Source organism: Pseudomonas sp. R11-23-07, from assembly GCF_003852295.1.
Lineage (GTDB): Bacteria > Pseudomonadota > Gammaproteobacteria > Pseudomonadales > Pseudomonadaceae > Aquipseudomonas.
This window is the reverse complement of sequence record NZ_CP027761.1, coordinates 4,012,025-4,035,604: the sequence shown is the minus strand read 5'-3', so window position 1 is coordinate 4,035,604 and position 23,580 is coordinate 4,012,025. Positions and strand designations below refer to the sequence as shown.

The 23,580-nt window shown below is 61.5% G+C and carries 15 protein-coding genes and 1 other RNA gene; 10 read left to right on the top strand and 6 right to left on the bottom strand.

The features are described 5' to 3' along the window. Nucleotides 1–2 precede the first annotated feature (2 nt). A complete protein-coding gene (gene dacB, locus C4J84_RS18425) occupies nt 3–1,463 on the bottom strand; it encodes a D-alanyl-D-alanine carboxypeptidase/D-alanyl-D-alanine-endopeptidase (RefSeq protein ID WP_124410541.1) in 1,461 nt (486 codons plus the stop codon). 237 nt (nt 1,464–1,700) lie between these two features. On the opposite strand from dacB, the gene C4J84_RS18420 reads away from it, so the two are divergent. Further along, a complete protein-coding gene (locus tag C4J84_RS18420; RefSeq protein WP_124435903.1) occupies nt 1,701–2,045 on the top strand; it encodes a YggL family protein in 345 nt (114 codons plus the stop codon). A gap of 37 nt (nt 2,046–2,082) precedes the next feature. Here the strand turns inward: C4J84_RS18420 and C4J84_RS18415 are convergent, their stop codons facing one another. Continuing rightward, nucleotides 2,083–3,273, bottom strand: coding sequence for a benzoate/H(+) symporter BenE family transporter (locus C4J84_RS18415; protein ID WP_124435902.1), 1,191 nt, complete (start codon nt 3,271–3,273; stop codon nt 2,083–2,085). 334 nt (nt 3,274–3,607) lie between these two features. Here C4J84_RS18415 and C4J84_RS18405 point away from each other — a divergent pair, with 334 nt between their 5' ends. Next, the gene (locus tag C4J84_RS18405; protein ID WP_124363916.1) at nt 3,608–4,372 is read left to right on the top strand and encodes a GntR family transcriptional regulator; all 765 of its coding nucleotides are present in this window, start codon (nt 3,608–3,610) and stop codon (nt 4,370–4,372) included. Between the two features lie 138 nt (nt 4,373–4,510). Here the strand turns inward: C4J84_RS18405 and guaD are convergent, their stop codons facing one another. The 4 genes from guaD to xdhA all read right to left on the bottom strand — a co-directional run bounded on the left by guaD (nt 4,511) and on the right by xdhA (nt 10,616). After that, the gene (guaD, locus tag C4J84_RS18400) at nt 4,511–5,815 is read right to left on the bottom strand and encodes a guanine deaminase (protein ID WP_124371508.1); all 1,305 of its coding nucleotides are present in this window, start codon (nt 5,813–5,815) and stop codon (nt 4,511–4,513) included. Between the two features lie 7 nt (nt 5,816–5,822). Beyond that, nucleotides 5,823–6,665 (bottom strand): xanthine dehydrogenase accessory protein XdhC, encoded by an 843-nt coding sequence (gene xdhC, locus C4J84_RS18395; protein WP_124367944.1) that lies wholly within the window; start codon nt 6,663–6,665, stop codon nt 5,823–5,825. A gap of 119 nt (nt 6,666–6,784) precedes the next feature. After that, on the bottom strand, nt 6,785–9,175 hold the full coding sequence (gene xdhB / locus C4J84_RS18390) for a xanthine dehydrogenase molybdopterin binding subunit (protein ID WP_124371507.1): 2,391 nt from the start codon (nt 9,173–9,175) through the stop codon (nt 6,785–6,787). After that, on the bottom strand, nt 9,168–10,616 hold the full coding sequence (gene xdhA, locus C4J84_RS18385; RefSeq protein WP_124435900.1) for a xanthine dehydrogenase small subunit: 1,449 nt from the start codon (nt 10,614–10,616) through the stop codon (nt 9,168–9,170). Before xdhA ends, xdhB begins: the two co-directional genes overlap by 8 nt. A 280-nt stretch (nt 10,617–10,896) precedes the next feature. On the opposite strand from xdhA, the gene C4J84_RS18380 reads away from it, so the two are divergent. The 8 genes from C4J84_RS18380 to C4J84_RS18345 all read left to right on the top strand — a co-directional run bounded on the left by C4J84_RS18380 (nt 10,897) and on the right by C4J84_RS18345 (nt 23,579). Further along, on the top strand, nt 10,897–11,556 hold the full coding sequence (locus tag C4J84_RS18380; protein ID WP_124435899.1) for a GntR family transcriptional regulator: 660 nt from the start codon (nt 10,897–10,899) through the stop codon (nt 11,554–11,556). Between the two features lie 2 nt (nt 11,557–11,558). Then, a complete protein-coding gene (smc, locus tag C4J84_RS18375) occupies nt 11,559–15,047 on the top strand; it encodes a chromosome segregation protein SMC (protein ID WP_124435898.1) in 3,489 nt (1,162 codons plus the stop codon). 258 nt (nt 15,048–15,305) lie between these two features. Next, nucleotides 15,306–16,169, top strand: a complete 864-nt coding sequence (gene zipA, locus C4J84_RS18370; RefSeq protein ID WP_124371503.1) for a cell division protein ZipA — start codon at nt 15,306–15,308, stop codon at nt 16,167–16,169. Between the two features lie 87 nt (nt 16,170–16,256). Further along, nucleotides 16,257–18,614 carry an NAD-dependent DNA ligase LigA gene (gene ligA, locus C4J84_RS18365; protein ID WP_124371502.1) on the top strand — a complete coding sequence of 786 codons (2,358 nt, stop codon included), beginning with the start codon at nt 16,257–16,259 and terminating at the stop codon, nt 18,612–18,614. Between the two features lie 164 nt (nt 18,615–18,778). Further along, nucleotides 18,779–19,945, top strand: coding sequence for a putative zinc-binding metallopeptidase (locus tag C4J84_RS18360; protein ID WP_124371501.1), 1,167 nt, complete (start codon nt 18,779–18,781; stop codon nt 19,943–19,945). Nucleotides 19,946–20,169: 224 nt separating this feature from the next. Continuing rightward, an RNA gene (ffs, locus tag C4J84_RS18355) (signal recognition particle sRNA small type) lies at nt 20,170–20,266 on the top strand. A 148-nt stretch (nt 20,267–20,414) separates the two neighbouring features. After that, nucleotides 20,415–22,376: a hypothetical protein gene (locus tag C4J84_RS18350; RefSeq protein ID WP_124435897.1), complete on the top strand. Its 1,962-nt coding sequence runs from the start codon at nt 20,415–20,417 to the stop codon at nt 22,374–22,376. Nucleotides 22,377–22,532: 156 nt separating this feature from the next. Further along, a complete protein-coding gene (locus tag C4J84_RS18345) occupies nt 22,533–23,579 on the top strand; it encodes an N-acetylmuramidase family protein (protein WP_124435896.1) in 1,047 nt (348 codons plus the stop codon). The last annotated feature ends 1 nt before the right edge of the window (nt 23,580 follow it).

Sequence of the window (23,580 nt, the reverse complement as noted above, 5' to 3'; positions counted from 1 at the left end):
CGCTAGAGCACTGGCGCGGCTGCAACCGCCTTCGGCTGGCGATACAGGTCCAGCAGCACCTGGTCCAGCACCGACGACGCGCCCCACGGCTTGGAGTCGTTAAGAATCGCCACCACCGCCCAGGTGTTGCCGTTGTTGTCACGGCTGAACCCGGCGATGGCGCGCACGGTGTTCAAGGTTCCGGTCTTCACATGGGCTTCGCCGCGCATAGCGGTGGTCTTCAGGCGTTTACGCATGGTGCCGTCGGTGCCGGCGATCGGCAGCGAGCTGATGTACTCGGCGGCGTAGGGGCTTTTCCAGGCCGCTTGCAGCATGGCCGCCATTTCGCGGGCGCTGATCCGTTCGGCGCGGGACAGGCCGGAACCGTTCTCCATCACCAGGTGTGGCGCGGTAATGCCTTTTTTCGCCAGCCATTGACGTACTACGCGTTGCGCGGCCTTGGCATCGTCGCCATCGGCATCGTTGCGAAACTGCGCGCCCAGGCTCAGGAACAGTTGCTGGGCCATGGTGTTGTTACTGTATTTGTTGATGTCGCGGATGATTTCCGCCAGGTCCGGCGAGAATGCCCGGGCCAGGACCTTGGCATCCTTGGGTACTGGCGCCTGGATATCGCGGCCCTGGATGGTGCCGCCCAATTCCTTCCAGATCGCACGCACGGCGCCGGCGGTGTAGGTGGCATGGTCGAGCAGCGACAGATAGGTCTGCGAACTGCAGCCGTCCGCCAACTGGCCACTGACGGTCACGGTCATACTGCCATCGGCGGCGGTCATCGGGCTGTAGCGCACGTCGCCGGTGCACTGTTTGGCGTTGGAGACTTTCACCTGGTTGTCGATGCGAATGCTCGCAATCGGCGGCTCGACCGACACGATCACCCGCCCGGCATCGTTGCGTGTCACGAAGCGCAAGGCTTTGAGGTTGACCAGCAGCGCATCGGGCTTGACCAGGAACGGCTTGTTCTCGTCGTTGCCGTCGTCATTGAACTCCGGCAATTGCGGCTGTTGGAAGAAGTTGCGGTCCAGCACCAGGTCGCCGGTGACCTGCTGTACGCCGTTGGCGCGCAGGTCGCGCATCAACAGCCAGAGTTTTTCCATATTCAGCTTGGGATCGCCGCCGCCCTTGAGGTACAGGTTGCCGCGCAACACGCCGCCGCTGAGGACGCCGTCGGTGTAGAACTCGGTTTTCCACTGGTGGTTGGGGCCGAGCATCTCCAGGGCCGCGTAGGTCGTCACCAGTTTCATGGTGGAGGCCGGGTTCACCGACACGTCGGCATTGAACACGGTCGGCGTACCGGGGCCGTTCAACGGCAACATCACCAGGGACAGTGCGGTGTTTTGCAATTTTGCCTTCTGGAGGGCCTGGGCAACGCTGGGGGGCAGGGTGTTGTTGACGGGGGCGGCGGTGGCGCAAACGGCCAGTGGCAGGAGAACACCGGCGAGGAAAACAGAACGTAAAGATTTGATCATAAGAAATAAAACCCTACTGCTGAGAAGGGTGGAAAAAGGCGAGGGGTATGGAAGAAAATCCCTCATTGGTCATGAAAGTGTCGGCATTATGCCCCAAGCGGAGCTTACGTGTAGCTGAACGATAGCGGGGAATCGGGGTTTTTTTATCGCTTAAGCGCCGCCCGTCCCAGAGAGTCGGGCAATTGCCGCCTTAAACTGCTAAAGTGCCGCCCGTTATTACTTATGAGGATTGTTCCAATGGCGACTAACCGTTCCCAGCGTCTGCGCAAAAAACTGTGCGTTGATGAATTTCAAGAGCTGGGTTTCGAACTGAACCTGTCTTTCAAAGAAGGTTTGGACGACAAGGCTATTGACGCTTTCCTTGATGCCTTCCTTAAAGAAGCGATGGAGGCTAATGGCCTGGGCTATGTGGGCGGCGACGACTACGGTCTGGTTTGCCTGCAGAAGCGCGGCTCGGTCTCCGAAGAGCAGCGTGCTGCTGTTGAAGCCTGGCTGAAAACCCGTTCCGAGCTGACCAAGGCTGAAGTCAGCCCGTTGCTGGACGTGTGGTATCCGGAAAAGCCGATCAACGCGGCTAAGTGATACTGAAAAAAAACGGCGACCTGAGGGTCGCCGTTTTTTATGCCTTGCGTCCGTTCAGGATCAGCAGCGTCAACACCCCCGCCACAATCCCCCAGAACGCCGAACCGATGGAAAACAACGTCAAGCCTGACGCGGTGACCATGAAGGTAATCAGCGCCGCTTCCCGTTCCTTCGGCTCATTCATGGCGATGCTCAGGCCATTGATGATCGAGCCAAACAATGCCAGGGCCGCGATCGACAGCACCAGTTCCTTGGGCAACGCTGCGAACAGTGCCGCCAAGGTGGCGCCGAACACCCCGGCAATCCCGTAGAACACCCCGCACCACACGGCGGCGGTGTAGCGCTTGTTGCGGTCTTCATGGGCGTGCGGCCCGGTGCAGATCGCCGCGCTGATCGCCGCCAGGTTGATGCCGTGGGAGCCAAAGGGCGCCAACACCAGTGAGGCGAGGCCGGTGGTGGTGATCAATGGCGAGGCCGGCACGCTGTAGCCGTCGGCGCGCAACACGGCGATACCCGGCATGTTCTGCGAGGTCATCGCCACCACGAACAGCGGGATGCCGATACTGATGGTCGCCGCCAGTGAGAAGTGCGGCGTGGTCCACACCGGTGCCGCGACTTCCAGGTGAAAGCCGCTGAAGTCCAGCAGCCCCATCAAGCCCGACAGCAGGGTGCCGATCACCAGTGCAGCGAGCACGGCATAACGCGGCGACAGGCGCTTGATGACCAGGTAAGTGAAAAACATCCCCAGCACCAGGCCGGTGCGATGCTGCGCGGCGACAAAAATTTCGCTGCCGATCTTGAACAGAATCCCCGCCAGCAACGCCGCCGCCAGCGAGGCGGGGATGCGCTTGACCAGCTGTTCAAAGCTGCCGGTCAGCCCGCAGAGGGTCACCAGCACCGCGCAGGTGATGTAGGCGCCGATGGCCTCGCCGTAGGTGACCCCGCCCAGGCTGGTGATCAACAGTGCCGCGCCGGGTGTGGACCAGGCAATGGTGATCGGCGTGCGATAGCGCAGGGACAGGCCGATGCTGCACACCGCCATGCCGATGGAAAGCGCCCAGATCCATGACGAAATCTGCGCCGTGGTCAAACCGGCGGCCTGGCCGGCCTGGAACATCAGCACCAGCGAGCTGGTGTAACCGGTCATCATGGCGATGAAACCGGCGACGATGGCCGAAGGTGAAGTGTCGGCCAGCGGGCGCAAGGGCGCTTGGGTGGCGTCGGTCATGGAAAGATGATCCTTGTGTCAGGCTTTATTTTGTGGGAGCGAGCTTGCTCGCGAAAAACGTCAACGATAACGCGAGCTTCCTGAATAACCGTGGCGTTCTCAGGTTTTTCGCGAGCAAGCTCGCTCCTACAAAGAGCGCGTGGGAAATCGTGGAATCAAGCCTAAACTCAAACGCAACGACTCATTGCAATACAGCCGACGCCGCAAACAGCCGTACAGTGTGTTGGCGCAGTGGGTTGTGTACAATGTGCCCTGTTTTCAGGTGATACTTGCCAGCGACCCGCTGTTGCCGTATTACCGTTAATTCGCCGCCGTTCTCCAAACCCGAGTGCCCATGAACGAACAGTTGCAACCTCTCAAGAAACAACCGCGAGCCGGCAAGGCCGGTCGCAGCGGAACCCAGGACGATATCGTCTATGCGCATATCTTCGAGGCGATCCTCGAACAACGCCTGGCACCCGGCACCAAATTGAGTGAAGAGGCACTGGGCGAAATCTTCGGCGTGAGCCGCACCATCATTCGCCGCGCGTTGTCGCGCCTGGCCCATGAAGGCGTGGTACTGCTGCGGCCCAACCGTGGCGCGGTCGTCGCCAGCCCGAGCGTCGACGAGGCCCGCCAAGTGTTCATGGCGCGGCGCCTGGTGGAGCGGGCGATCACCGAGCTGGCGGTGCAGCACGCTACCGCTGAGCAACTGGCCCAGTTGCGCCAGATGGTCAACGACGAACGCGACAGTTTCTCCCGTGGCGACCGTGGCGCCGGCATCCGCCTCTCCGGCGAATTCCACTTGAAGCTGGCTGAAGCGGCGAAGAATGCGCCGCTGATCAGCTTCCAGCGCAGCCTGGTGTCCCAGACCTCCTTGATCATCGCCCAGTACGAAAGCGGCAACCGCTCGCACTGTTCCTACGATGAACACACCCAACTGATCGACGCGATCGAAGCCCGGGATGCGGTACTGGCGGTGGATTTGATGATGCATCACATGGACCACATCGACAGCAAGCTCAACCTCGATGAGGAGAGCGCGTCGGATGATCTGCATGCGGTGTTCTCGCATTTGTTGCAGACCAAGAAGCCAGGGCGCTCGTCGGTAAAACTGTAACTTCCCTGACTCACCTGGGATAAAAATGTGGGAGGGGGCTTGCTCCCGATTGCGGTGTATCAGACAACATATTTGTTACTGACCGACCGCTATCGGGAGCAAGCCCCCTCCCACATTTGTTTTGTGTTGCGGCTGAAATTAGCGTTGGTGCACCAACTGCCCCGCTGCATACGTCCGCAACACCGTCCGGTCATCCCCCAGGGTCATCAACACAAACAACGTCTCGGCAATGTTATTCGCCTGCTTCAAGCGATAGCTCAGCAACGGCGTAGCGTTGTAGTCCAACACTAAAAAGTCCGCATCCGTCCCCTGTTGCAAGGTGCCGATCTTGTCTTCCAGGCGCAGCGCGCGCGCACCGCCCAGGGTCGCCAGGTACAGCGACTTGAATGGGCTCAACCGCGCGCCCTGCAACTGCATGACCTTGTAGGCTTCGTTCAAGGTTTGCAGGAGCGAGAAACTGGTGCCGCCGCCCACGTCGGTGCCCAGGCCTACATTCAGTTTGTGCTTCTCGGCCATCGGCAGGTTGAACAGGCCACTGCCGAGGAACAGGTTCGAGGTCGGGCAGAACGCCACGGCCGAGCCGGTTTCTGCCAGCCGTGCGCATTCGTCGTCGCACAGGTGCACGCCATGGGCAAACACCGAGCGTTCGCCGAGCAGTTTGTAGTGGTCGTACACGTCCAGATAGCCGTTGCGCTCTGGAAACAACGCCTTCACCCATTCGACTTCCTGCTTGTTCTCACTGATGTGGGTCTGCATATACAGGTCCGGATACTCCCCCAGCAGTTGCCCGGCCAATGCCAGTTGCTCCGGCGTGCTGGTGGGGGCGAAACGTGGCGTCACCGCATAATGCAGGCGGCCCTTGCCGTGCCAGCGCTCGATCAGTGCCTTGCTTTCCTGGTAGCCGGATTCCGGCGTGTCGGTCAGATAATCCGGCGCATTGCGATCCATCATCACCTTGCCGGCGATCATGCGCAGGTCGAGTTTTTCGGCGGCTTCAAAGAACGCGTTCACCGATTGCGGGTGCACGCTGCCGAACACCAGCGCGGTGGTGGTGCCGTTGCGCAGCAGTTCCCTGATGAAAATATCCGCCACTTCGTCAGCGTGCGCCTTGTCGGCGAACTGGCTTTCACACGGGAAGGTGTAGGTGTTGAGCCAGTCCAGCAACTGCTCGCCATAGGCGCCGACCATGCCGGTCTGCGGCAGGTGGATATGGGTGTCGATCAGGCCGGGGGTGATCAGCGCATCCTGATAGTGCGTGACGTCGATATCGGCGGGCAGGGTCGGCAGCAGGTCGCTGGCGTGGCCAAGCGCGCTGATCCGGCCGTTGTCGATCACCAGCAGGCCGTCTTCGAAATACTCATAGGACGCGTCGATGCCAACCTCGGCGGGGTCGGCGATGCTGTGCAGGATGGCGGCACGGTAGGCTTTGCGGGTCAAAGGCATGCTGATCTCAATTCTTGGCTTGGCTGCGGCGAGATACCGGCAGCAGTTTGGCAATGGGTTCGGCGCTGGCGGTGTGCTGGCCGAAATGGGCGTTGTAGGTGGCGATGATTTCGCCGGCGATGGAAATGGCGATCTCTACTGGCAATTTGCCTTTCACTTCGCTGAGGCCCATCGGGCAGCGCAGGCGTTGCAGGTGCGCGGTGTCGAAGCCGCGATCGCGCAGGCGATGTTCGAACTTGACCCGTTTGGTTTTGGAGCCGATCAGGCCGAAGTAGGCAAAGTCATTGCGCTTGAGCAGAGCGGCGGTCAGCTCCAGGTCCAGTGCATGGTTGTGGGTCATGACGATGCAGTAGCTGCCCGCCGGCAAGTCGGCGATTTCGTCGACCGGCTCTTCGCTGACGATTTTACGCACGCCCTGGGGGATGTGTGACGGAAACTCCTGCTCGCGCGAGTCGATCCAGCGCACCCGGCACGGCAGGCTCGCCAGCAACGGCACCAGCGCACGTCCCACATGGCCGGCGCCGAACACCGCAATTTGCGCCTGCACCTGGCCCATGGGTTCGAACAGCAGCACCGTCACGCCGCCGCAGCACTGTCCCAGGCTCGCGCCGAGGCTGAAACGCTCCAGATGGGTGTTCTGCTGGCCACGGGCAAGCATGTCGCGGGCGATGTGCGTCGCCTTGTATTCCAGGTGCCCGCCGCCGATGGTGTCGAAGGTGTGGGCGGCGCTGATCACCATCTTCGAGCCGGCGTTGCGCGGCGTGGAGCCAAGCTCTTCGATGATGGTGACGAGCACGCAGGGTTCGCCTTGGTTCTGCAGGTCGGCGAGGGCGCTGATCCAGTTGTTCATGGTCACCTCAGTTAGATCGTTCCCACGCTCCGCGTGGGCATGCATACCGTGACGCTCTGCGTCACAAGAGCGGACGCAGAGCGTCCAGGCCGACATTCCCACGCAGAGCGTGGGAACGATCAAGCCAGCTCGGTTGCAGCTTGAGTGGCGTTTGTTTGCAACTGCCGCATCTGCTCACACCCCCACAACACCCGCTCCGGCGTAGCCGGCGCATCGATCCTGGGTTGATGCCGATAGTCACCCAGGCTCGCCACCGCATCCTTGATCGCGCACCACGAGGCAATCCCGAGCATGAACGGCGGTTCACCCACGGCTTTGGAATGGAACACCGTGTCCTCCGGGTTCTTGCGGTTTTCCACCAGCTTGACCCGCAGGTCCAGCGGCATGTCCGCCACGGCCGGGATCTTGTAGCTGACCGGGCCGTTGGTGAGCAGCTTGCCCTTGTTGTTCCACACCAGCTCTTCCATGGTCAGCCAGCCCATGCCCTGGATAAACCCGCCTTCCACCTGGCCGATGTCGATGGCCGGGTTCAGCGAGGCGCCGACGTCGTGGAGGATGTCGGTGCGCAGCATCTTGTATTCGCCGGTCAGGGTGTCGACGATCACTTCACAGCACGCCGCGCCAAAGGCGAAGTAGTAGAACGGCCGCCCGCGTGACTGGCTGCGGTCGTAGAAGATCTTCGGGGTTTTGTAGAAGCCGGTGCTCGACAGCGAGACCTGAGCGAAATACGCCTGCTGGATCAGCGCCTCGAAGCTCAGGATCTGTTCACGCACGCGCACATGACCGTTGCGAAATTCCACGTCCGCCTCGCTGACGTCGTACTTGCGCGCGGCAAATTCCACCAGGCGCTGCTTGATGGTTTCGGCGGCATTCTGCGCGGCCTTGCCGTTCAGGTCGGCGCCGCTGGAGGCCGCCGTCGGCGAGGTGTTGGGCACCTTGTCGGTATTGGTGGCGGTGATCTGCACGCGGTCGATGTCGACCTGGAACACTTCGGCCACCACCTGGGCGACCTTGGTATTCAGGCCTTGGCCCATTTCGGTACCGCCATGGTTCAGGTGAATGCTGCCGTCGGTGTAGATGTGGATCAGCGCACCGGCCTGGTTGAGAAAGCTGGCGGTAAACGAGATGCCGAATTTGACCGGCGTCAGCGCCAGGCCTTTTTTCAGGATCGGGCTGTGGGCGTTGTACAGGCGGACCGCTTCGCGGCGCTCGGCATATTGGCTGCTGGCCTCAAGCTCGGCGGTCATCTCTTCGAGCATGTTGTGCTCGACGGTCTGGTAGTAGTGGGTGACGTTGCGTTCGGTCTTGCCATAGTAATTGGCCTTGCGCACCGCCAGCGGGTCCAGCGCCAGGTGGCGGGCGATGGCGTCCATTACTTCCTCAATGGCGACCATGCCTTGCGGGCCACCGAAGCCGCGATAGGCGGTGTTGGAGGCGGTGTTGGTCTTGCAGCGATGGCCGTTCACCGTCGCGTCGCCCAGGTAATAAGCGTTATCGGCATGGAACATCGCGCGGTCGACAATCGAGTTGGACAAGTCTGGCGAACAGCCGCAGTTGCCGGCCAGGTCCAGGTTGATGCCGTGCAAACGGCCGGCGGCGTCGAAGCCCACGTCGTATTCGATATAGAAGGGGTGGCGCTTGCCGGTCATCAGCATGTCTTCGACCCGCGGCAGGCGCATCTTGGTCGGCTGGCCGGTGAGGCGCGCCACCACCGCGCACAGGCAGGCGGGGCTGGCGGCCTGGGTTTCCTTGCCGCCGAAGCCACCGCCCATGCGGCGCATGTCAACGACGATCTTGTTCATCGACACGTCGAGCACTTCGGCGACAAGCTTCTGCACTTCGGTGGGGTTCTGCGTGGAGCAGTAGACGATCATCCCGCCGTCTTCGGTGGGCATCACCGAGGAAATCTGGGTCTCCAGGTAGAAATGTTCCTGGCCGCCGATGTGCAGCGTGCCCTGGATGCGGTGTTTCGCCGCTGCCAAAGCGCCGGCTGAATCACCGCGTTGATGGGTGTGGCTGTCGAGCACGAAGTGTTTGTTGCGAAACGCCTCGACCACGTCCAGTACCGGCTCCAGGTCTTGGTATTCGATCACCGCCGCCATGGCCGCTTTGCGGGCGGTCTCAAGATCACGGGCGGCCACGGCCAGTACCACCTGGCCGACGAACTGCACGGTGTCGATGGCCAGCAGCGGATCGCCGGGCATCAGCGGGCCGATGTCTTTCAGGCCCGGTACGTCTTCGTGAGTGATCACGATGCGCACGCCGTCGAAGGCGTAGCAGGGCGCGGTGTCGATGCTGAGGATTTTCGCGTGGGCGCGGTCGGACATGCGCGCATACAGGTGCAACTGGTTGGGAAACTCGAGGCGGTCGTCGATGTATTGCGCCTCACCGCTGACATGCTTGGCGGCGCTGTCATGCTTGACGCTGCGGCCGACCCCGGAGGTCAGGTCGCGGGCGAACAGTTCGGCCAGTTCGGCCTGGGTTTTTTCCACGGCGTGATGGTTAGACATAAGCGGTCACCCGAGTCTCGATGTGCGGCGTTTGCAGTTCGATGAAGTATTTGCGCAGCAGGTTCTGCGCACTGAGCAGGCGGTATTCCTTGCTGGCGCGGAAGTCCGAGAGCGGGGTGAAATCCTCGGCCAGGGCGGCGCAGGCTTTCTCCACGGTGGCGGCGTTCCAGGTGGCACCCGTCAGCTGCGTCTCGCAGTGCCTGGCGCGCTTGGGGATGGCGGCCATGCCGCCGAAGGCGACGCGGGCCTCGCTGACCACACCGTTGTCGAGCTTGAGGTTGAAGGCGGCGCACACGGCAGAAATATCATCCTCCAGGCGCTTGGAGACCTTGTACGCGCGAAACAGTGAGTGGCCCTTGGGTACGATGATTTTCTCGATGAATTCGCTGTCCTGGCGAGCGGTCACGCGGTAGTCGATGAAGTAGTCTTCCAGCGCCAGGGTGCGCCGGGTATTGCCCTTGCACAGCACAATCTGTGCTCCAAGAGCGATCAGCAACGGCGGCGAATCACCAATCGGCGAGGCGTTGCCGATATTGCCGCCGAGGGTGCCCTGGTTGCGGATCTGCAGCGAGGCGAAGCGATGCAGTAATTCGCCGAAGTCGGGGTATTCGTGGTGCAGCGCGGCGTAGCAGTCGGAGAGGGCGGTGGCGGCGCCGATTTCCAGGCGGTCGTCGAAGGATTCGATGCGCTTCATTTCTTCAATATTGCCGACGTAGATCATCACCGGCAGGGTGCGATGGAACTGGGTGACTTCCAGCGCCAGGTCGGTGCCGCCGGCCAGCAGGCGGGCTTGTGGATAGGCGTCGTAGAGGTCGGCCAGGTCGGCGACGGTCAGCGGCACCAGGCAGCGTTTGTCACCACTGTTGAGTTCACCGGTTTGCGTCGGCGCAATGGCCTTGAGCTGCGCGATGGTCTGGGCGGCGCGGCTGTCGAACTGGTCCTGAGGCTTGTTGCAGCAGGCCTGTGCGGCGGCGGCCAGAATCGGGCGATAGCCGGTGCAACGGCACAGATTGCCGGCCAGGGCCTCATGGGCTTTCTGGCTGTCGGGGGCGTCGCTGTTCTTTTGCAGGGCAAACAACGACATCACGAAACCCGGGGTGCAGAAGCCGCACTGTGAACCGTGGCACTCAACCATCGCCTGTTGCACGCTGTGCAGTTGGCCCTGGTGCTTGAGGTCCTCGACGCTGATCAGTTGCTTGCCGTGCAGCGACGAGACAAAGGTCAGGCACGAATTGAGGCTGCGATAACGAATCTGCTCGACGCCTTGATCGTTGCGGTGCAACTCGCCGACCACCACGGTGCATGCACCACAGTCGCCGCTGGCGCAGCCTTCCTTGGTGCCGGATTTGCCCACATGCTCACGCAAATAGTTGAGCACGGTCAGGTTGGGGTCCAGGGCGTGCTCGCTACGGAGTTCCTGGTTAAGTAAAAACTGGATCACGGAAGGCCTCGCAGATTCATTATTGTTGTTAACCGCTTTGCGCCGAATCTAGTCATGTCTGACTTTTCGGTCAATGATTTTCTGACCTAAGGGTCAAGAAACTGCGGTCACAACCTATTCAATTATGGTTCAGTCTTCTGGAACCGGTGTTTTCAGGGGCTTGTGGCTTTCCAGGCTTGCGTGTTTCATGCCAAATTCGCCACCGTGGGCGTAGCGCCATCAGCGGGCCAATGCGCTACACTGCCGCGCTTGTACCGATAGCAGATTTTGAAGGGAAAACATGACGTTCAAGGCGCCGGACAGTCTCGCCGAGCAAATCGCTCACCACCTCGCCGAACGTATCATTCGCGGCGATCTCAAGCCTGGGGAGCGGATCCAGGAACAGAAAGTCACGCTGGCGCTGAATGTCAGCCGTGGTTCCGTGCGCGAAGCCCTGCTGATCCTCGAGCGCCGGCACTTGATCGCGATCCTGCCGCGCCGTGGCGCCCACGTCACCGAACTCAGCGCACACAAAGTGCAGAGCCTGTGCACGTTGATGGGCGAGATGTACATCCTGCTCGGCAATGCGGTTGCCGAAGGCTGGCAGACCCAGGCCGACATGGCGCCCTTCCTGCAAATCCAGCAGCGCCTGATGGCCAGCTATGAGCGCCAGGACATCCGCGCCTTCGTCGAAGAAAGCTTCAATGTGATGCGCGCCGCGTACCCCTTCGCCAACAACCCATATCTGCAGGAAACCGTCGAGAACCTGCAGCCGGCGATGAACCGTGCCTATTATTTGGCCCTGGAGCAGCGCAAGGCGGAAATGAGCGAGTACCTGGCGCTGTTCGAACAGCTGCTCGCTGCCGTGCTGGCCCGTGACCTGGCGCAGATCCGCCTGGTGTTGTCGGCTTACTGCCAGCGCAGCAGCTCGCTGGTGATCGCAGCGTTGGCGGACGCCTAAGCGTGCGGCTCAAGTGCATCAAATTGGCGGGGTTCAAATCCTTCGTCGACCCGACCACGGTGAACTTCCCCAGTAATATGGCGGCGGTGGTCGGGCCCAATGGCTGCGGCAAGTCGAACATCATCGACGCCGTCCGTTGGGTGATGGGCGAGAGCTCGGCGAAAAACCTGCGCGGCGAGTCGATGACCGACGTCATCTTCAACGGCTCCACCAGCCGCAAGCCGGTGAGCCAGGCCAGCATCGAACTGGTGTTCGACAACTCCGACGGTACCCTGGTCGGCGAATACGCGGCCTACGCGGAAATCTCCATCCGCCGTAAAGTCACGCGCGACAGCCAGAACAGTTACTTCCTCAACGGCACCAAATGCCGTCGACGCGACATCACCGATATCTTCCTCGGCACAGGCCTGGGCCCGCGCAGCTACTCGATCATCGAGCAGGGCATGATCTCCAAGCTGATCGAAGCCAAGCCCGAAGACCTGCGCAATTTCATCGAGGAAGCGGCCGGCATCTCCAAATACAAGGAGCGCCGCCGCGAGACCGAAAACCGCATCCGCCGCACCCATGAAAACCTCGCCCGCCTGACCGACCTGCGCGAAGAACTGGAGCGCCAGCTGGAGCGCCTGCACCGCCAGGCCCAGGCCGCCGAGAAGTATCAGGAATACAAGGCCGAAGAGCGCCAGCTCAAGGCCCAATTGTCGGCCCTGCGCTGGCAGGCGTTGAACGATCAGGTCGGCCAGCGCGAGGCGATCATCGGCACCCAGGAAGTCAGCTTCGAAGCGCTGGTGGCCGAGCAGCGCAACGCCGACGCCAGTATCGAACGCCTGCGGGACGGGCACCATGAGCTGTCCGAACGCTTCAATCTGGTGCAGGGGCGCTTCTATTCGGTGGGCGGCGATATTGCCCGGGTCGAACAGAGCATCCAGCACGGCCAGCAGCGTCTGCGCCAGTTGCAGGACGATCTGAAAGAAGCCGAACGCGCGCGCCTGGAGACCGAATCGCACCTGGGCCACGACCGTACCTTGCTGCTGACCCTGGGCGAAGAGCTGGACATGCTCACCCCCGAGCAGGAAATCACCAGCGCCGCCGCCGAAGAAGCCGCGGCGGCGTTGGAAGAGGCCGAAACCAGCATGCACGGCTGGCAGGAGCAGTGGGACACGTTCAACCTCAAATCCGCCGAACCGCGGCGCCAGGCCGAGGTGCAGCAGTCGCGTATCCAGCAACTGGAAACCAGCATGGAGCGTTTGGCCGAGCGTCAGCGCCGTCTGCAGGAAGAGCGCGTGTTGCTCGCCGCCGACCCGGAAGACGCGGCGATCCTGCAGTTGAGCGAGCAACTGGCCGAAAGCGAAATGACCCTGGAAGAGCTCGAAGCCAGCGAAGCGCAGCAAGTGGAACGCCTGGAGCAATTGCGCCAGCAACTGCACACCGCAACCCAGGCGCAGCAGCAGGCCCAGGGCGATTTGCAGCGGCTCAACGGGCGGCTGGCATCGCTCGAAGCCTTGCAGCAAGCCGCGCTGGACCCTGGCACCGGCACCGCCGAATGGCTGCGCGACCAGCACCTGGCCGAACGCCCGCGCCTGGCCGAGGGTTTGAAAGTAGAAGCCGGTTGGGAGCTGGCGGTGGAAACCGTGTTGGGCGCCGACCTGCAAGCGGTGCTGGTGGATGATTTTGGCGGCTTCGACCTGGCCGGTTTCGCCCAGGGTGACTTGCGCCTGCTCAGCCCGGCTGCCGATGGCACGCGCGTGCCGGGCAGCCTGCTGGACAAGGTCGAGGCGGCGATTGACCTGTCGCCGTGGCTGGGCCAGGTCAAACCCGTGGAGACCCTTGAGCAGGCCCTGGCCCAACGCGGCCAGTTAGCGACCGGCGAAAGCCTGATCAGCCGCGACGGTTACTGGGTCGGCCGGCACTTTCTGCGCGTGCGCCGCGCCAGCGAAGCTGAAAGTGGCGTATTGGCCCGTGGCCAGGAAATCGTCAACCTGAGCGCCGAGCGTGAAGAGCGCGAAGCCACCCTGGAAAGCCTGGAAACCGAACTGCAAACCCTGCGCGCTACCCAGCGCCAGCAAGAGACCGGCCGCGAACACCTGCGCCGCCTGTTGCAGGACGAGGCGCGCCAGCAAGGCGAACTCAAAGCCCAGCTGTCGGCGAGCAAGGCCAAGGTCGAACAGCTGACCCTGCGCCGCTCCCGCCTTGACGAAGAAGTCGCCGAGATGGGCGAACAGCGCGCCCTGGAGCATGAACAGGTCGGCGAAGCGCGCCTGCACCTGCAGGAAGCCCTCGACAGCATGGCCCTGGACACCGAGCAGCGCGAACTGCTGCTGGCCCAGCGCGACAGCCTGCGCGAACGCCTCGACCGCGTGCGCCAGGAAGCCCGTCAGCACAAAGACCACGCTCACCAGTTGGCGGTGCGCCTGGGCTCGTTGCGTGCCCAACATGATTCCACGCGCCAGGCCCTCGAGCGCCTGGAGATGCAATCGGAACGCCTCACCGAGAAGCGCGAGCAACTGAGCCTCAACCTGGAGGAGGGCGAAGCGCCCCTTGAAGAGCTGCGCCTCAAGCTTGAAGAACTGCTCGACAAACGCATGAGCGTCGACGAAGAACTCAAGACCGCGCAGATCGCCCTGGAAGACGCCGACCGCGAACTGCGCGACGCCGAAAAGCGCCGCACCGTGGCCGAGCAGCAGTCCCAGTTGATTCGCGGCCAGCTCGAACAACAGCGCATGGAATGGCAAGCCCTGACCGTGCGCCGCAAGACCTTGCAGGATCAACTGCTGGAAGATGGTTATGACCTGCACGGCGTGCTCAACACACTGACCGCCCAGGCCAACGAAAAAGACGCCGAAGAAGAACTTGAGCGGATTGCCGCGCGTATCCAGCGACTCGGTGCGATCAACCTCGCGGCCATCGATGAGTACCAGCAGCAGTCCGAGCGCAAGCGTTATCTGGATGCCCAGGACGCCGACCTGGTCGAAGCCCTCGACACCCTGGAAAACGTGATCCGCAAGATCGACAAGGAGACCCGCAACCGCTTCAAGGATACCTTTGATCAGATTAATGGCGGTTTACAGGCGTTATTCCCAAAAGTTTTCGGTGGTGGCAGCGCCTACTTGGAACTGACGGGCGAAGATCTACTCGATACAGGGGTAACGATCATGGCGCGGCCTCCGGGCAAGAAGAACAGCACCATCCATTTGTTGTCCGGCGGCGAAAAGGCCCTGACGGCGCTGGCGCTGGTATTTGCCATTTTCAAGCTGAACCCGGCACCGTTCTGCATGCTCGACGAAGTTGACGCACCGCTGGATGACGCTAACGTTGGACGCTACGCTCGGCTGGTCAAGGAGATGTCCCAGACCGTGCAGTTCATCTATATCACCCACAACAAGATCGCCATGGAAATGGCCGATCAGTTGATGGGCGTGACGATGCACGAGCCAGGCTGTTCGCGTTTGGTGGCGGTGGATGTAGAAGAAGCGATGAAGATGGTGGAATCCTGAGGTAAGGCAGGAAGGAATTTTTACGGCACGCCGTAGGGCGATTTACCGGTTTGGCAAAAGTGGCAAATGGACATATTTGTTCAAGGCATTTTGACAGACGGTGTAAAGTTATCTTTGGTCGTGCTAGTTTAATGTCAATTTTTCGTATGCGTGGGCAAAACGTCAGTCAGAACATAGAGTTGGCGCCACGTTTTAAAGCGGTTTGCACGGTGCTAAACCCCTTATTTTTCAGCATTTTTTATAGAGGCACGGGATTACATGGAAATCGGTCTGCGCGAGTGGCTGATCGTCATCGGCATCATTGTCATTGCCGGTATTCTTTTTGATGGCTGGCGCCGCATGCGCGGTGGCAAGGGCAAGCTTAAATTCCGCCTGGACCGAAACCTGTCCAACTTGCCGGACGACGACGGCAACGCCGAGTTGCTGGGGCCTCCCCGTGTGTTGGATACCCACAAGGAACCGCAACTGGACGAGCACGACCTGCCGTCGATGAGCGCGCCGGTGCGTGAGGCCCGTGAGCCGTCGTCCAAGCGCGGCAAGCGCGGCAGTGCTGGCGTGGCCGAGCCGCATCAGGGCGACTTGAACCTCGATGTCGACGAAGGCCCGAGCTTCAGCAGCCGCGACGATGACTTCCCGGATGAAAACGCCGGCAAGAACGCCCCGCGCCAGTCGGTCAACGATCAGCCGGCCGCCGAAGAAGTGCTGGTGATCAGTGTGATCTGCCGCGATGCCGGTGGCTTCAAAGGCCCGGCGCTGTTGCAGAATATCCTTGAAAGTGGCCTGCGCTTTGGCGAGATGGATATTTTCCACCGTCACGAAAGCATGGCGGGTAACGGCGAAGTGCTGTTCTCCATGGCCAACGCGGTCAAGCCGGGCACGTTCGACCTGGACGATATCGACCTGTTCAGCACCCCGGCGGTCAGTTTCTTCCTCGGCCTGCCAGGCCCGCGTCACCCGAAACAAGCGTTCGATGTGATGGTGGCTGCAGCGCGCAAGCTGTCCCAGGAACTGAACGGCGAGCTCAAGGACGACCAGCGCAGCGTGCTCACCGCCCAGACTATCGAGCATTACCGTCAGCGCATCGTCGAGTTCGAGCGTCGCGCCCTGACACAGAAACGCTGAGGATTGCGCTTCGGCGTTGTCAGTAGAATAAGCGCACTAACATATTGAGCAGCTTCGGCTGCTCTTTTGCTTTATGAGAGAACACCCATGACCGCCGCCCATACCCGCATCCTTGAACTGCGCGCTGAACTGGATCAGCACAACTACCGCTACCACGTCCTCGACGAACCGAGCATTCCGGACGTCGAGTACGACCGCTTGTTCCATGAGCTCAAGGCCCTGGAGGCCGAGCATCCGGAACTGGTGACGCGTGATTCGCCGACGCAGCGGGTCGGCAGTGCGGCGCTGTCGGCGTTCACCCAAGTCAGGCATGAAATCCCCATGCTCAGCCTGGGCAACGCCTTCGATGAAGCGACCATGCTCGAATTCGATCGGCGGGTGACCGAGGGGCTGGACCTGCCGGCCGGTGACCTGTTCGCCAGCGTCGAATACAGCTGCGAGCCGAAGCTGGACGGCCTGGCGGTCAGCCTGCTGTATCAGGACGGCGAGCTGGTACGCGGCGCGACCCGAGGCGATGGCACCACCGGCGAAGACATCAGCGTCAACGTGCGCACCGTGCGTAACATCCCGTTGAAGCTGCACGGCAGCGGCTGGCCGGCCACCTTGGAGGTGCGCGGTGAAGTGTTCATGTCCAAGGCCGGGTTCGAACGCCTGAACGCCTCGCAACTGGAGGTTGGCGGCAAAACCTTCGCCAACCCGCGCAATGCGGCCGCCGGCAGCCTGCGCCAACTGGATTCGAAGATCACCGCCAGCCGCCCGCTGGAATTCTGCTGCTATGGCATCGGCCAGGTGACGGCGGATATCAGTGACACCCATATCGGTAACCTCAAGCAGTTGCAGAAGTGGGGCATGCCGATCAGTCATGAGCTGAAACTGGCCAAGGGCATTCAGGAATGCCTGGACTACTACCGCGACATCGGCGCGCGGCGTAACAGCCTGTCGTATGAAATCGACGGCGTGGTGTTCAAGGTCAACAGCATCGCCTCCCAGCGTGAACTGGGCTTCCGCGCCCGCGAGCCGCGCTGGGCCATTGCGCATAAATTCCCGGCCATGGAAGAGCTTACCGAGTTGCTCGACGTGGAATTCCAGGTCGGCCGCACCGGCGCCGTCACGCCCGTGGCGCGTTTGAAGCCGGTCAAGGTCGCGGGCGTGACCGTGTCCAACGCCACCCTGCACAACATGGACGAAGTGGCGCGCCTGGGCCTGATGATCGGCGACACGGTGATCATCCGCCGCGCCGGGGATGTGATCCCGCAGGTGGTGTCGGTGGTGGCCGAGCGTCGCCCGGAGCACGCCCGCGCCGTGCAGATCCCCGAGCACTGCCCGGTATGCGGCTCCCATGTGGAGCGCACGCAGCTGGTCAAGCGCAGCAAGGGCAAGGAAACCGTCAGCGAGGGCGCGGTGTACCGCTGCGTCGGGCGCCTGGCCTGTGGCGCGCAGCTCAAGCAGGCGATCATTCATTTCGTCTCGCGCCGCGCCATGGACATCGACGGCCTGGGCGACAAGACCATCGAGCAACTGGTGGATGAAAAACTCATCGGCTCGCCCGCCGACCTCTACAAGCTCAAGTACGAGCAGATCATCGACCTGGAGGGTTTCGCCGATGTTTCCAGCAAGAAGCTGATCGCCGCCATCGAAAACAGCAAGACCCCGACCCTGGCGCGGTTTATCTACGCCCTGGGTATTCCCGATGTGGGCGAGGAGACCGCCAAGGTGCTGGCGCGCTCCCTGGCCTCCCTTGAGCGTGTGCAGAAGGCCTTGCCGGAGGTGCTGACATACTTGCCGGACGTGGGCCTGGAAGTGGCGCACGAGATCCATAGCTTCTTTGAAGACAGCCATAACCAGGACGTGATCGGCGCGCTGCTCTCGCCCGATGAATGCGCCCTGCAATTGCAGGAGCAGGGCGACCTGAGCGCCGAATTCGCCGCCAGCACCACCCTGGGCGGCCTGCTCGACAAGCTGCACGTGCCCTCCGTGGGGCCGGGCGCGGCGCAAAAGCTGGCGGACAAGTTCGGCAGCCTCGAAGGCGTGATCAAGGCCGACTGGCTGGACATGCGCCAGGCCCTGCCCGAGAAACAGGCCAAGGCCGTGCGTGAGTTCTTCGACAATCCGGACAACGCCCGCCATGCCCTGGCCATCGAGCAGCAGCTCAAAGACTTCGGCATGCACTGGCAGAGCGAGAAGAAGGTCGTCGAAGGCCTGCCGGAAGCCGGGCACACCTGGGTGCTCACCGGCTCCCTGGAGTTGATGAGCCGCGACGTGGCCAAGGACAAGCTGGAAAGCCTCGGCGCCAAGGTGGCCGGTTCCGTTTCGGCCAAGACCCATTGCGTGGTGGCCGGGCCCGGCGCTGGTTCCAAGTTGGCCAAAGCCAGCGAACTGGGGCTTAAAGTGCTGGACGAGGAGGCCTTCGTCGCGTTCCTGGCCAAACACAACATACCCGTATGACGATCGTTCCCACGCTCCGCGTGGGAATGCCACCCCGGACGCTCCGCGTCTGCTCTTCCAAGGCATGACGCAGAGCGTCACCGTATGCATTCCCACGCTGAGCGTGGGAACGATCCTGCCAGGGAAATGATCTAGTCTCAGTCAGCCCCCAGGGAAAGATCGCCATGTTCCGCTACTTCGACCAGCTCAGCTCGCGCATCGCTGCACCGTTCATGGCCGGATCTTCGCGTAACAGCAAGGTATGGCAATGCCGCTGCGGCCAGTCGTTGTTCTTTCGCAACAGCCAGTGCCTGGCCTGCTCGGCTCTGCTGGGCTATCACCCCTGGCAAAGCCGCCTGTCCTCACTGCAGCCCGGCCCCGCCGTCGGCACCTGGCTGATGGACGACAACCTCGACGCCGGCGCCTTTCGCCGGTGCGCCAACCTCGAGACCCCGGCCGCCTGCAACTGGCTGATCCCGGCGCACAGCACCTTTCCCTTGTGCGTGGCCTGCAGCCTCAACCGCACCATTCCCGACTTGTCCGTGCCGGAAAACCCCGAGCGCTGGCGCAAGGTGGAAACCGCCAAGCGTCGACTGGTGGCGCAACTGATCAGCCTGGGCCTGCAGGTGGTGCCCAAGCGCGTCGACGAAGACACCGGCCTGGCGTTCGATTTCGTCGGCGTCGACCTGCAAGGCAATGCGCCCACTACCGGACACGCCAACGGCCTGATCACCCTCGATATCAAGGAAGCCGACGACGCCCATCGTGAAAAGATTCGCGTGCAGATGCGCGAGCCCTACCGAACGTTGCTCGGGCATTTTCGCCATGAGGTCGGCCACTATTACTGGGATCGCCTGATCGCAGGCAGCCACTGGCTTGAGCCGTTTCGCAGGCTGTTCGGCGACGAGCGCGCCAGTTACGCCGACGCGCTCGACCAGCACTACCAGAACGGGCCCCGCCAGGACTGGCAGCAAAACTGCGTCAGCGCCTACGCGACCATGCACCCTTGGGAAGATTGGGCCGAAACCTGGGCGCATTACCTGCACATGATGGACGCGGTCGACACCGCCTTGGGCTTCGGCATGAGCGCCCGCGAGATGGACCTGGATTACCAGCCGTTCCCCCTGACCACGCTGTACGACCCTGAGCACCCTGGCGGTGCGGCGTTCCTCTCCTTCGTCAACGCCTGGATCGAACTGGCCGGTATGCTCAACGAATTGTCGCGCAGCATGGGCCAGCCGGACTTTTACCCCTTCGTGCTGCCGCCAGCGGTGATCGCCAAGCTGCACTTCATCCACCTGGTGATCCAGGAAGAGGGCGGCCGGGCCGATGAGGTCCTACAGGCACAATGATCAGCCAGTGTGGGAGGGGGCTTGCTCCCGATGACGGAGTGTCAGTCTACTCATCAGTGGCTGACCCACCGCCATCGGGAGCAAGCCCCCTCCCACATTGGATAGCAGTGTGGTTGACGGCCATGGCAAGTACTTGAAGCTTCTCATTTTTTACGGTTGTAACTTCCGATCAGATCGGTACAATGGCCCCGCTTGCCGAGAGGCGAGCGTCGTTATGGTGACCCCATCGGTCCCCCCGCAACGATTACCCGTGAACCTGGTCAGAGCCGGAAGGCAGCAGCCACAGCGGGAACATTGTGTGCCGGGGTGTGGCTGGTGGGGTTGCCTCCATAACGCTCCTTCCTGTAGTACCCTTCTCTGAATCCATATCCCCAGCCAATCATCTGTGACGCTTGTTGCACAGTTCATGACGGCTATTTCACCGCGAGTGGCATACTCCCAAGCGTTTCTCCCCTGGCTATGAGGCTGTATGCATTCGGAACATTTTGATCTATCCAGCCCTGTATTCCTGCCAATCACGGATGAAACCTGTGCGGGTTTGTTGGGCGCCGACGCTGCCAATGCGCTCGTAGCCCTGAGCGAGCCAGAGCTGGCAGCGGTGCTGGTGATCCAGAATCTTGCGCAAATGCCGGAAAACGAATTGAGTGCGGTGGGCGCTGAACGGGTGCTGGCCAAGCTCATTGGCTGGGCGGTGGATGCCAGGCATTCAGCCACCGTCAGCTTGCTGTCGGAAGCGCAGCGGCTGTTTGATCCGCGCAAGCTGTACTTCGGCCTGAATGTGGTCAAGAGCCTGAAGTTGCGTTTTCTGCTGGCCGATGAAGTCCTGGCGCGAACCTACCTGTTGCCCGACGGAAAATGGGATGTTGAATACAAAGTTCGTCACCTCAAGGCCAACAACCCGTTCCGCCAGCAGATGGTCACGCCCAGGCACCGCGAGCGCTGGTTGAGTGCCGAGCAGGACAAGCTGGTCAGGACCTTTCGCGCCAACCTGAACGAAGACCTGCACGTCCAGGGGTACGCCGGCATTGGCAAGAGTCACCTGCTGGTGGCGCTGATGGAGCACTTACGCCCCGAAAAGACCCTGCTGCTGGCACGTACACCGGCCAAGCTCGAAACCCTGCGCGCACGCATGGTGGGTACGCGGGAGCGAAAGGCCGGGCATACCTTCCAGGCGTTCGCGCATGCCTTGTTGCATGGCCCCAGGCCACAGCCGGTGAATGCGCAAGTGCGCATCCCGAGCAAACAGGCACTGGCCCAGCAACTGAATATCTTCGGTTTTCGTCGTCTGGAAGGGCAGGCGGTGCTGGATGTGTGCCTCAAGGTGCTTGAAAGCTACTGCCGCTCCTGGGATTACAGCCTGTCGGCCAAGCATCTGCCGCATTTCAAGCAACCGCTGTCCTCCGTCGATGCCCAGGCGTTGGTCGAATATTCCAGCCGGTTATGGGGCTACCTGGAGGCGAATGCGGCCTGGAGCAGCCACACCGGGTTCGAAGCATTGCTGATGATCAAGCGCGCAAGCCTGGCGGGCAGTGTGGTGCCTGATCGCTATACCCATGTGCTGATTGACGAGAGCCAGGACATTCCGGCGCCCTTGCTGCAAATCATCGAACGCGGTCGCCAGGTGCTGATCACCCTGGGCGATGAGTATCAGCAGGCCAGCGGGGTGATGGTCAGGCGTGCCCGTGAGGTTCGCCACATGCAGGTGAGCTACTCCGTGCGTTCCGGGCGCAATGTCGAGCGCCTGGTCAATCCGCTGATCAGCCAGCATTCGGAGAAAAGCAAGGTGCTCTTCGAGGGTGCGCGAGACGCTGACGTCAGTATCGAGCTGTATCCCCAGGGCTTCGTACCGCCACCTGGCTGCGTGGTGCTGACCGCGTCCCACTGGGACACCATGAAATGGCTCATCCAACTGAGCGAAGAGCGCTGTGCCTGTGCCTTTCCCAGCAATGAAGCGCAGCAGGACCTCAAGCACTTCATGGACACCGTCATCGCGCTGTTCAAGCCAGAGTTTTATGGCAGCGAGCACAGTGACCGCGGGCCCCATCCGTTTTTCAGCGATCTGGCCGACTGGCAGCAAGTGCGCGACGCGTGCCGGTTCGATGAGGCATTCCTGTGGGTCGAGGCCGAGCTGGAAAAAGGCTTCAACGTTGCCGACGTGACCCGCTTGAACAGGCTCAGCGGCCATCCGGGCGAGCGCTGTTTATTGATGCTGGCCCAGGACGCTGGCGGCATGGAATTCGATCGGGTGTTGCTCACGCCTGAGCTGTTGACCAATGTGAAATTCAAGGACGCCTATGCGTTCGATCAGCGCCTGTGCGCGGTGTATATCGCCATTTCCCGGGCCACAACGCAGCTTTATCTGCCCTATGACGTGGTCGAGTGGATCGACTACCACCAGTACCAGAAGACCCGTGACGTGCATGGCTACTGAGTGATTTACCCTGGCTGATTCACAACTTTCCAAACCCCCTCTGGACAACCCCAAACCACCTTGTTAGCGTGCGCCGGCTGCTTGTTTCGGCGTATGCCAACGGCGCGGATCGATATTGAAGTGCTCTCACTTCTTTAACTCACAAGGATGTCTGTCATGAAAAGCCTGCAAGGGTTGCCTCGTCTTATCAGTGCCTCGGTCGGCGCGCCCGGTAAAGCGCGCAACTTGCCTGCCGATGTTCAGTGCATCCAGTATTTATTCAACCTGATCATCCCTAAAATGGGTTTCCCCCTGCCCGAAAACGGCAAATGCGACGGCCAGTTGGTGCAGTGCATCAGCCAGTACCAGTTCCGTCATCTCAAATATGCCCACCCCGATGGCGTCATCGACCCCACCGGGCGCACGTTCAACAGCTTGATCGAAGAGGCGGTGAAGGTGCCGGTGCAGGCCTTCTCGACCACGCGTATTCCGAGCTTTCTCAACGCCTTCGGCAATAACAATGCCGACGCGGTGCAGGCCACCGTCAATGTCTACCTCAACCAGGTGCGTGCGGTGATCGAGGCTGAACGGCGTAACCGGCAGCTGATGATGCTGGCCACCTGCGACGGCGGCACGACGCTGAGCGAAACGGACTTCCAGAATGCCGCCAAGCAGCTGGGCAATGGAATCTCGGTGAATGTCATCAAGGCATTCGCCACCGTGGAGTCGGGCGGGAAGGTGGGCTTCGGGCCGGCCAAGTTGCCGATCATCGCTTTTGAAGGCCATCAATTTCGCAAATACACCAAGCACATCTACGATCAGGCGCACCCGCTGCTGTCGTACATCTACAAGAAAAAAGCCGGCCCGCAGTGGCAGGCCAACAACAAGGATCAGGTCAAGGCCTGGGAAACCATGGCCACTGCGTTCGCGCTGGACCAGGAAGCAGCGTTGCTGTCGGCCTCGTGGGGCATGTTCCAGATCATGGGGTTCAATTTTGCGTCGTGCGGGTTCAAGACGGTATTTGAGTTCGTGGCGTCAATGAAAGTGAATGCCGGCAATCAGCTCAAGGCCTACCTGGCCCTTTGCGGCAAAAATACCGCGTTGATGAGTGCGATGAAAAACAAGGACTTCACCGCCATGGCCCGCAACTATAACGGTGAGGACTATGGCAATTACGACGTGCTGATGAAGCAGGCCTACGACGTACTGGAAGGGAAGAAATAAG

What these genes read in the sequence shown, in the direction of transcription:
- dacB (WP_124410541.1), bottom strand. Translation starts at nt 1,463, where the DNA reads ATGATCAAATCTTTACGTTCTGTTTTCCTCGCCGGTGTTCTCCTGCCA.
- C4J84_RS18420 (WP_124435903.1), top strand. Translation starts at nt 1,701, where the DNA reads ATGGCGACTAACCGTTCCCAGCGTCTGCGCAAAAAACTGTGCGTTGAT.
- C4J84_RS18415 (WP_124435902.1), bottom strand. Translation starts at nt 3,273, where the DNA reads ATGACCGACGCCACCCAAGCGCCCTTGCGCCCGCTGGCCGACACTTCA.
- C4J84_RS18405 (WP_124363916.1), top strand. Translation starts at nt 3,608, where the DNA reads ATGAACGAACAGTTGCAACCTCTCAAGAAACAACCGCGAGCCGGCAAG.
- guaD (WP_124371508.1), bottom strand. Translation starts at nt 5,815, where the DNA reads ATGCCTTTGACCCGCAAAGCCTACCGTGCCGCCATCCTGCACAGCATC.
- xdhC (WP_124367944.1), bottom strand. Translation starts at nt 6,665, where the DNA reads ATGAACAACTGGATCAGCGCCCTCGCCGACCTGCAGAACCAAGGCGAA.
- xdhB (WP_124371507.1), bottom strand. Translation starts at nt 9,175, where the DNA reads ATGTCTAACCATCACGCCGTGGAAAAAACCCAGGCCGAACTGGCCGAA.
- C4J84_RS18380 (WP_124435899.1), top strand. Translation starts at nt 10,897, where the DNA reads ATGACGTTCAAGGCGCCGGACAGTCTCGCCGAGCAAATCGCTCACCAC.
- zipA (WP_124371503.1), top strand. Translation starts at nt 15,306, where the DNA reads ATGGAAATCGGTCTGCGCGAGTGGCTGATCGTCATCGGCATCATTGTC.
- ligA (WP_124371502.1), top strand. Translation starts at nt 16,257, where the DNA reads ATGACCGCCGCCCATACCCGCATCCTTGAACTGCGCGCTGAACTGGAT.
- C4J84_RS18360 (WP_124371501.1), top strand. Translation starts at nt 18,779, where the DNA reads ATGTTCCGCTACTTCGACCAGCTCAGCTCGCGCATCGCTGCACCGTTC.
- C4J84_RS18350 (WP_124435897.1), top strand. Translation starts at nt 20,415, where the DNA reads ATGCATTCGGAACATTTTGATCTATCCAGCCCTGTATTCCTGCCAATC.
- C4J84_RS18345 (WP_124435896.1), top strand. Translation starts at nt 22,533, where the DNA reads ATGAAAAGCCTGCAAGGGTTGCCTCGTCTTATCAGTGCCTCGGTCGGC.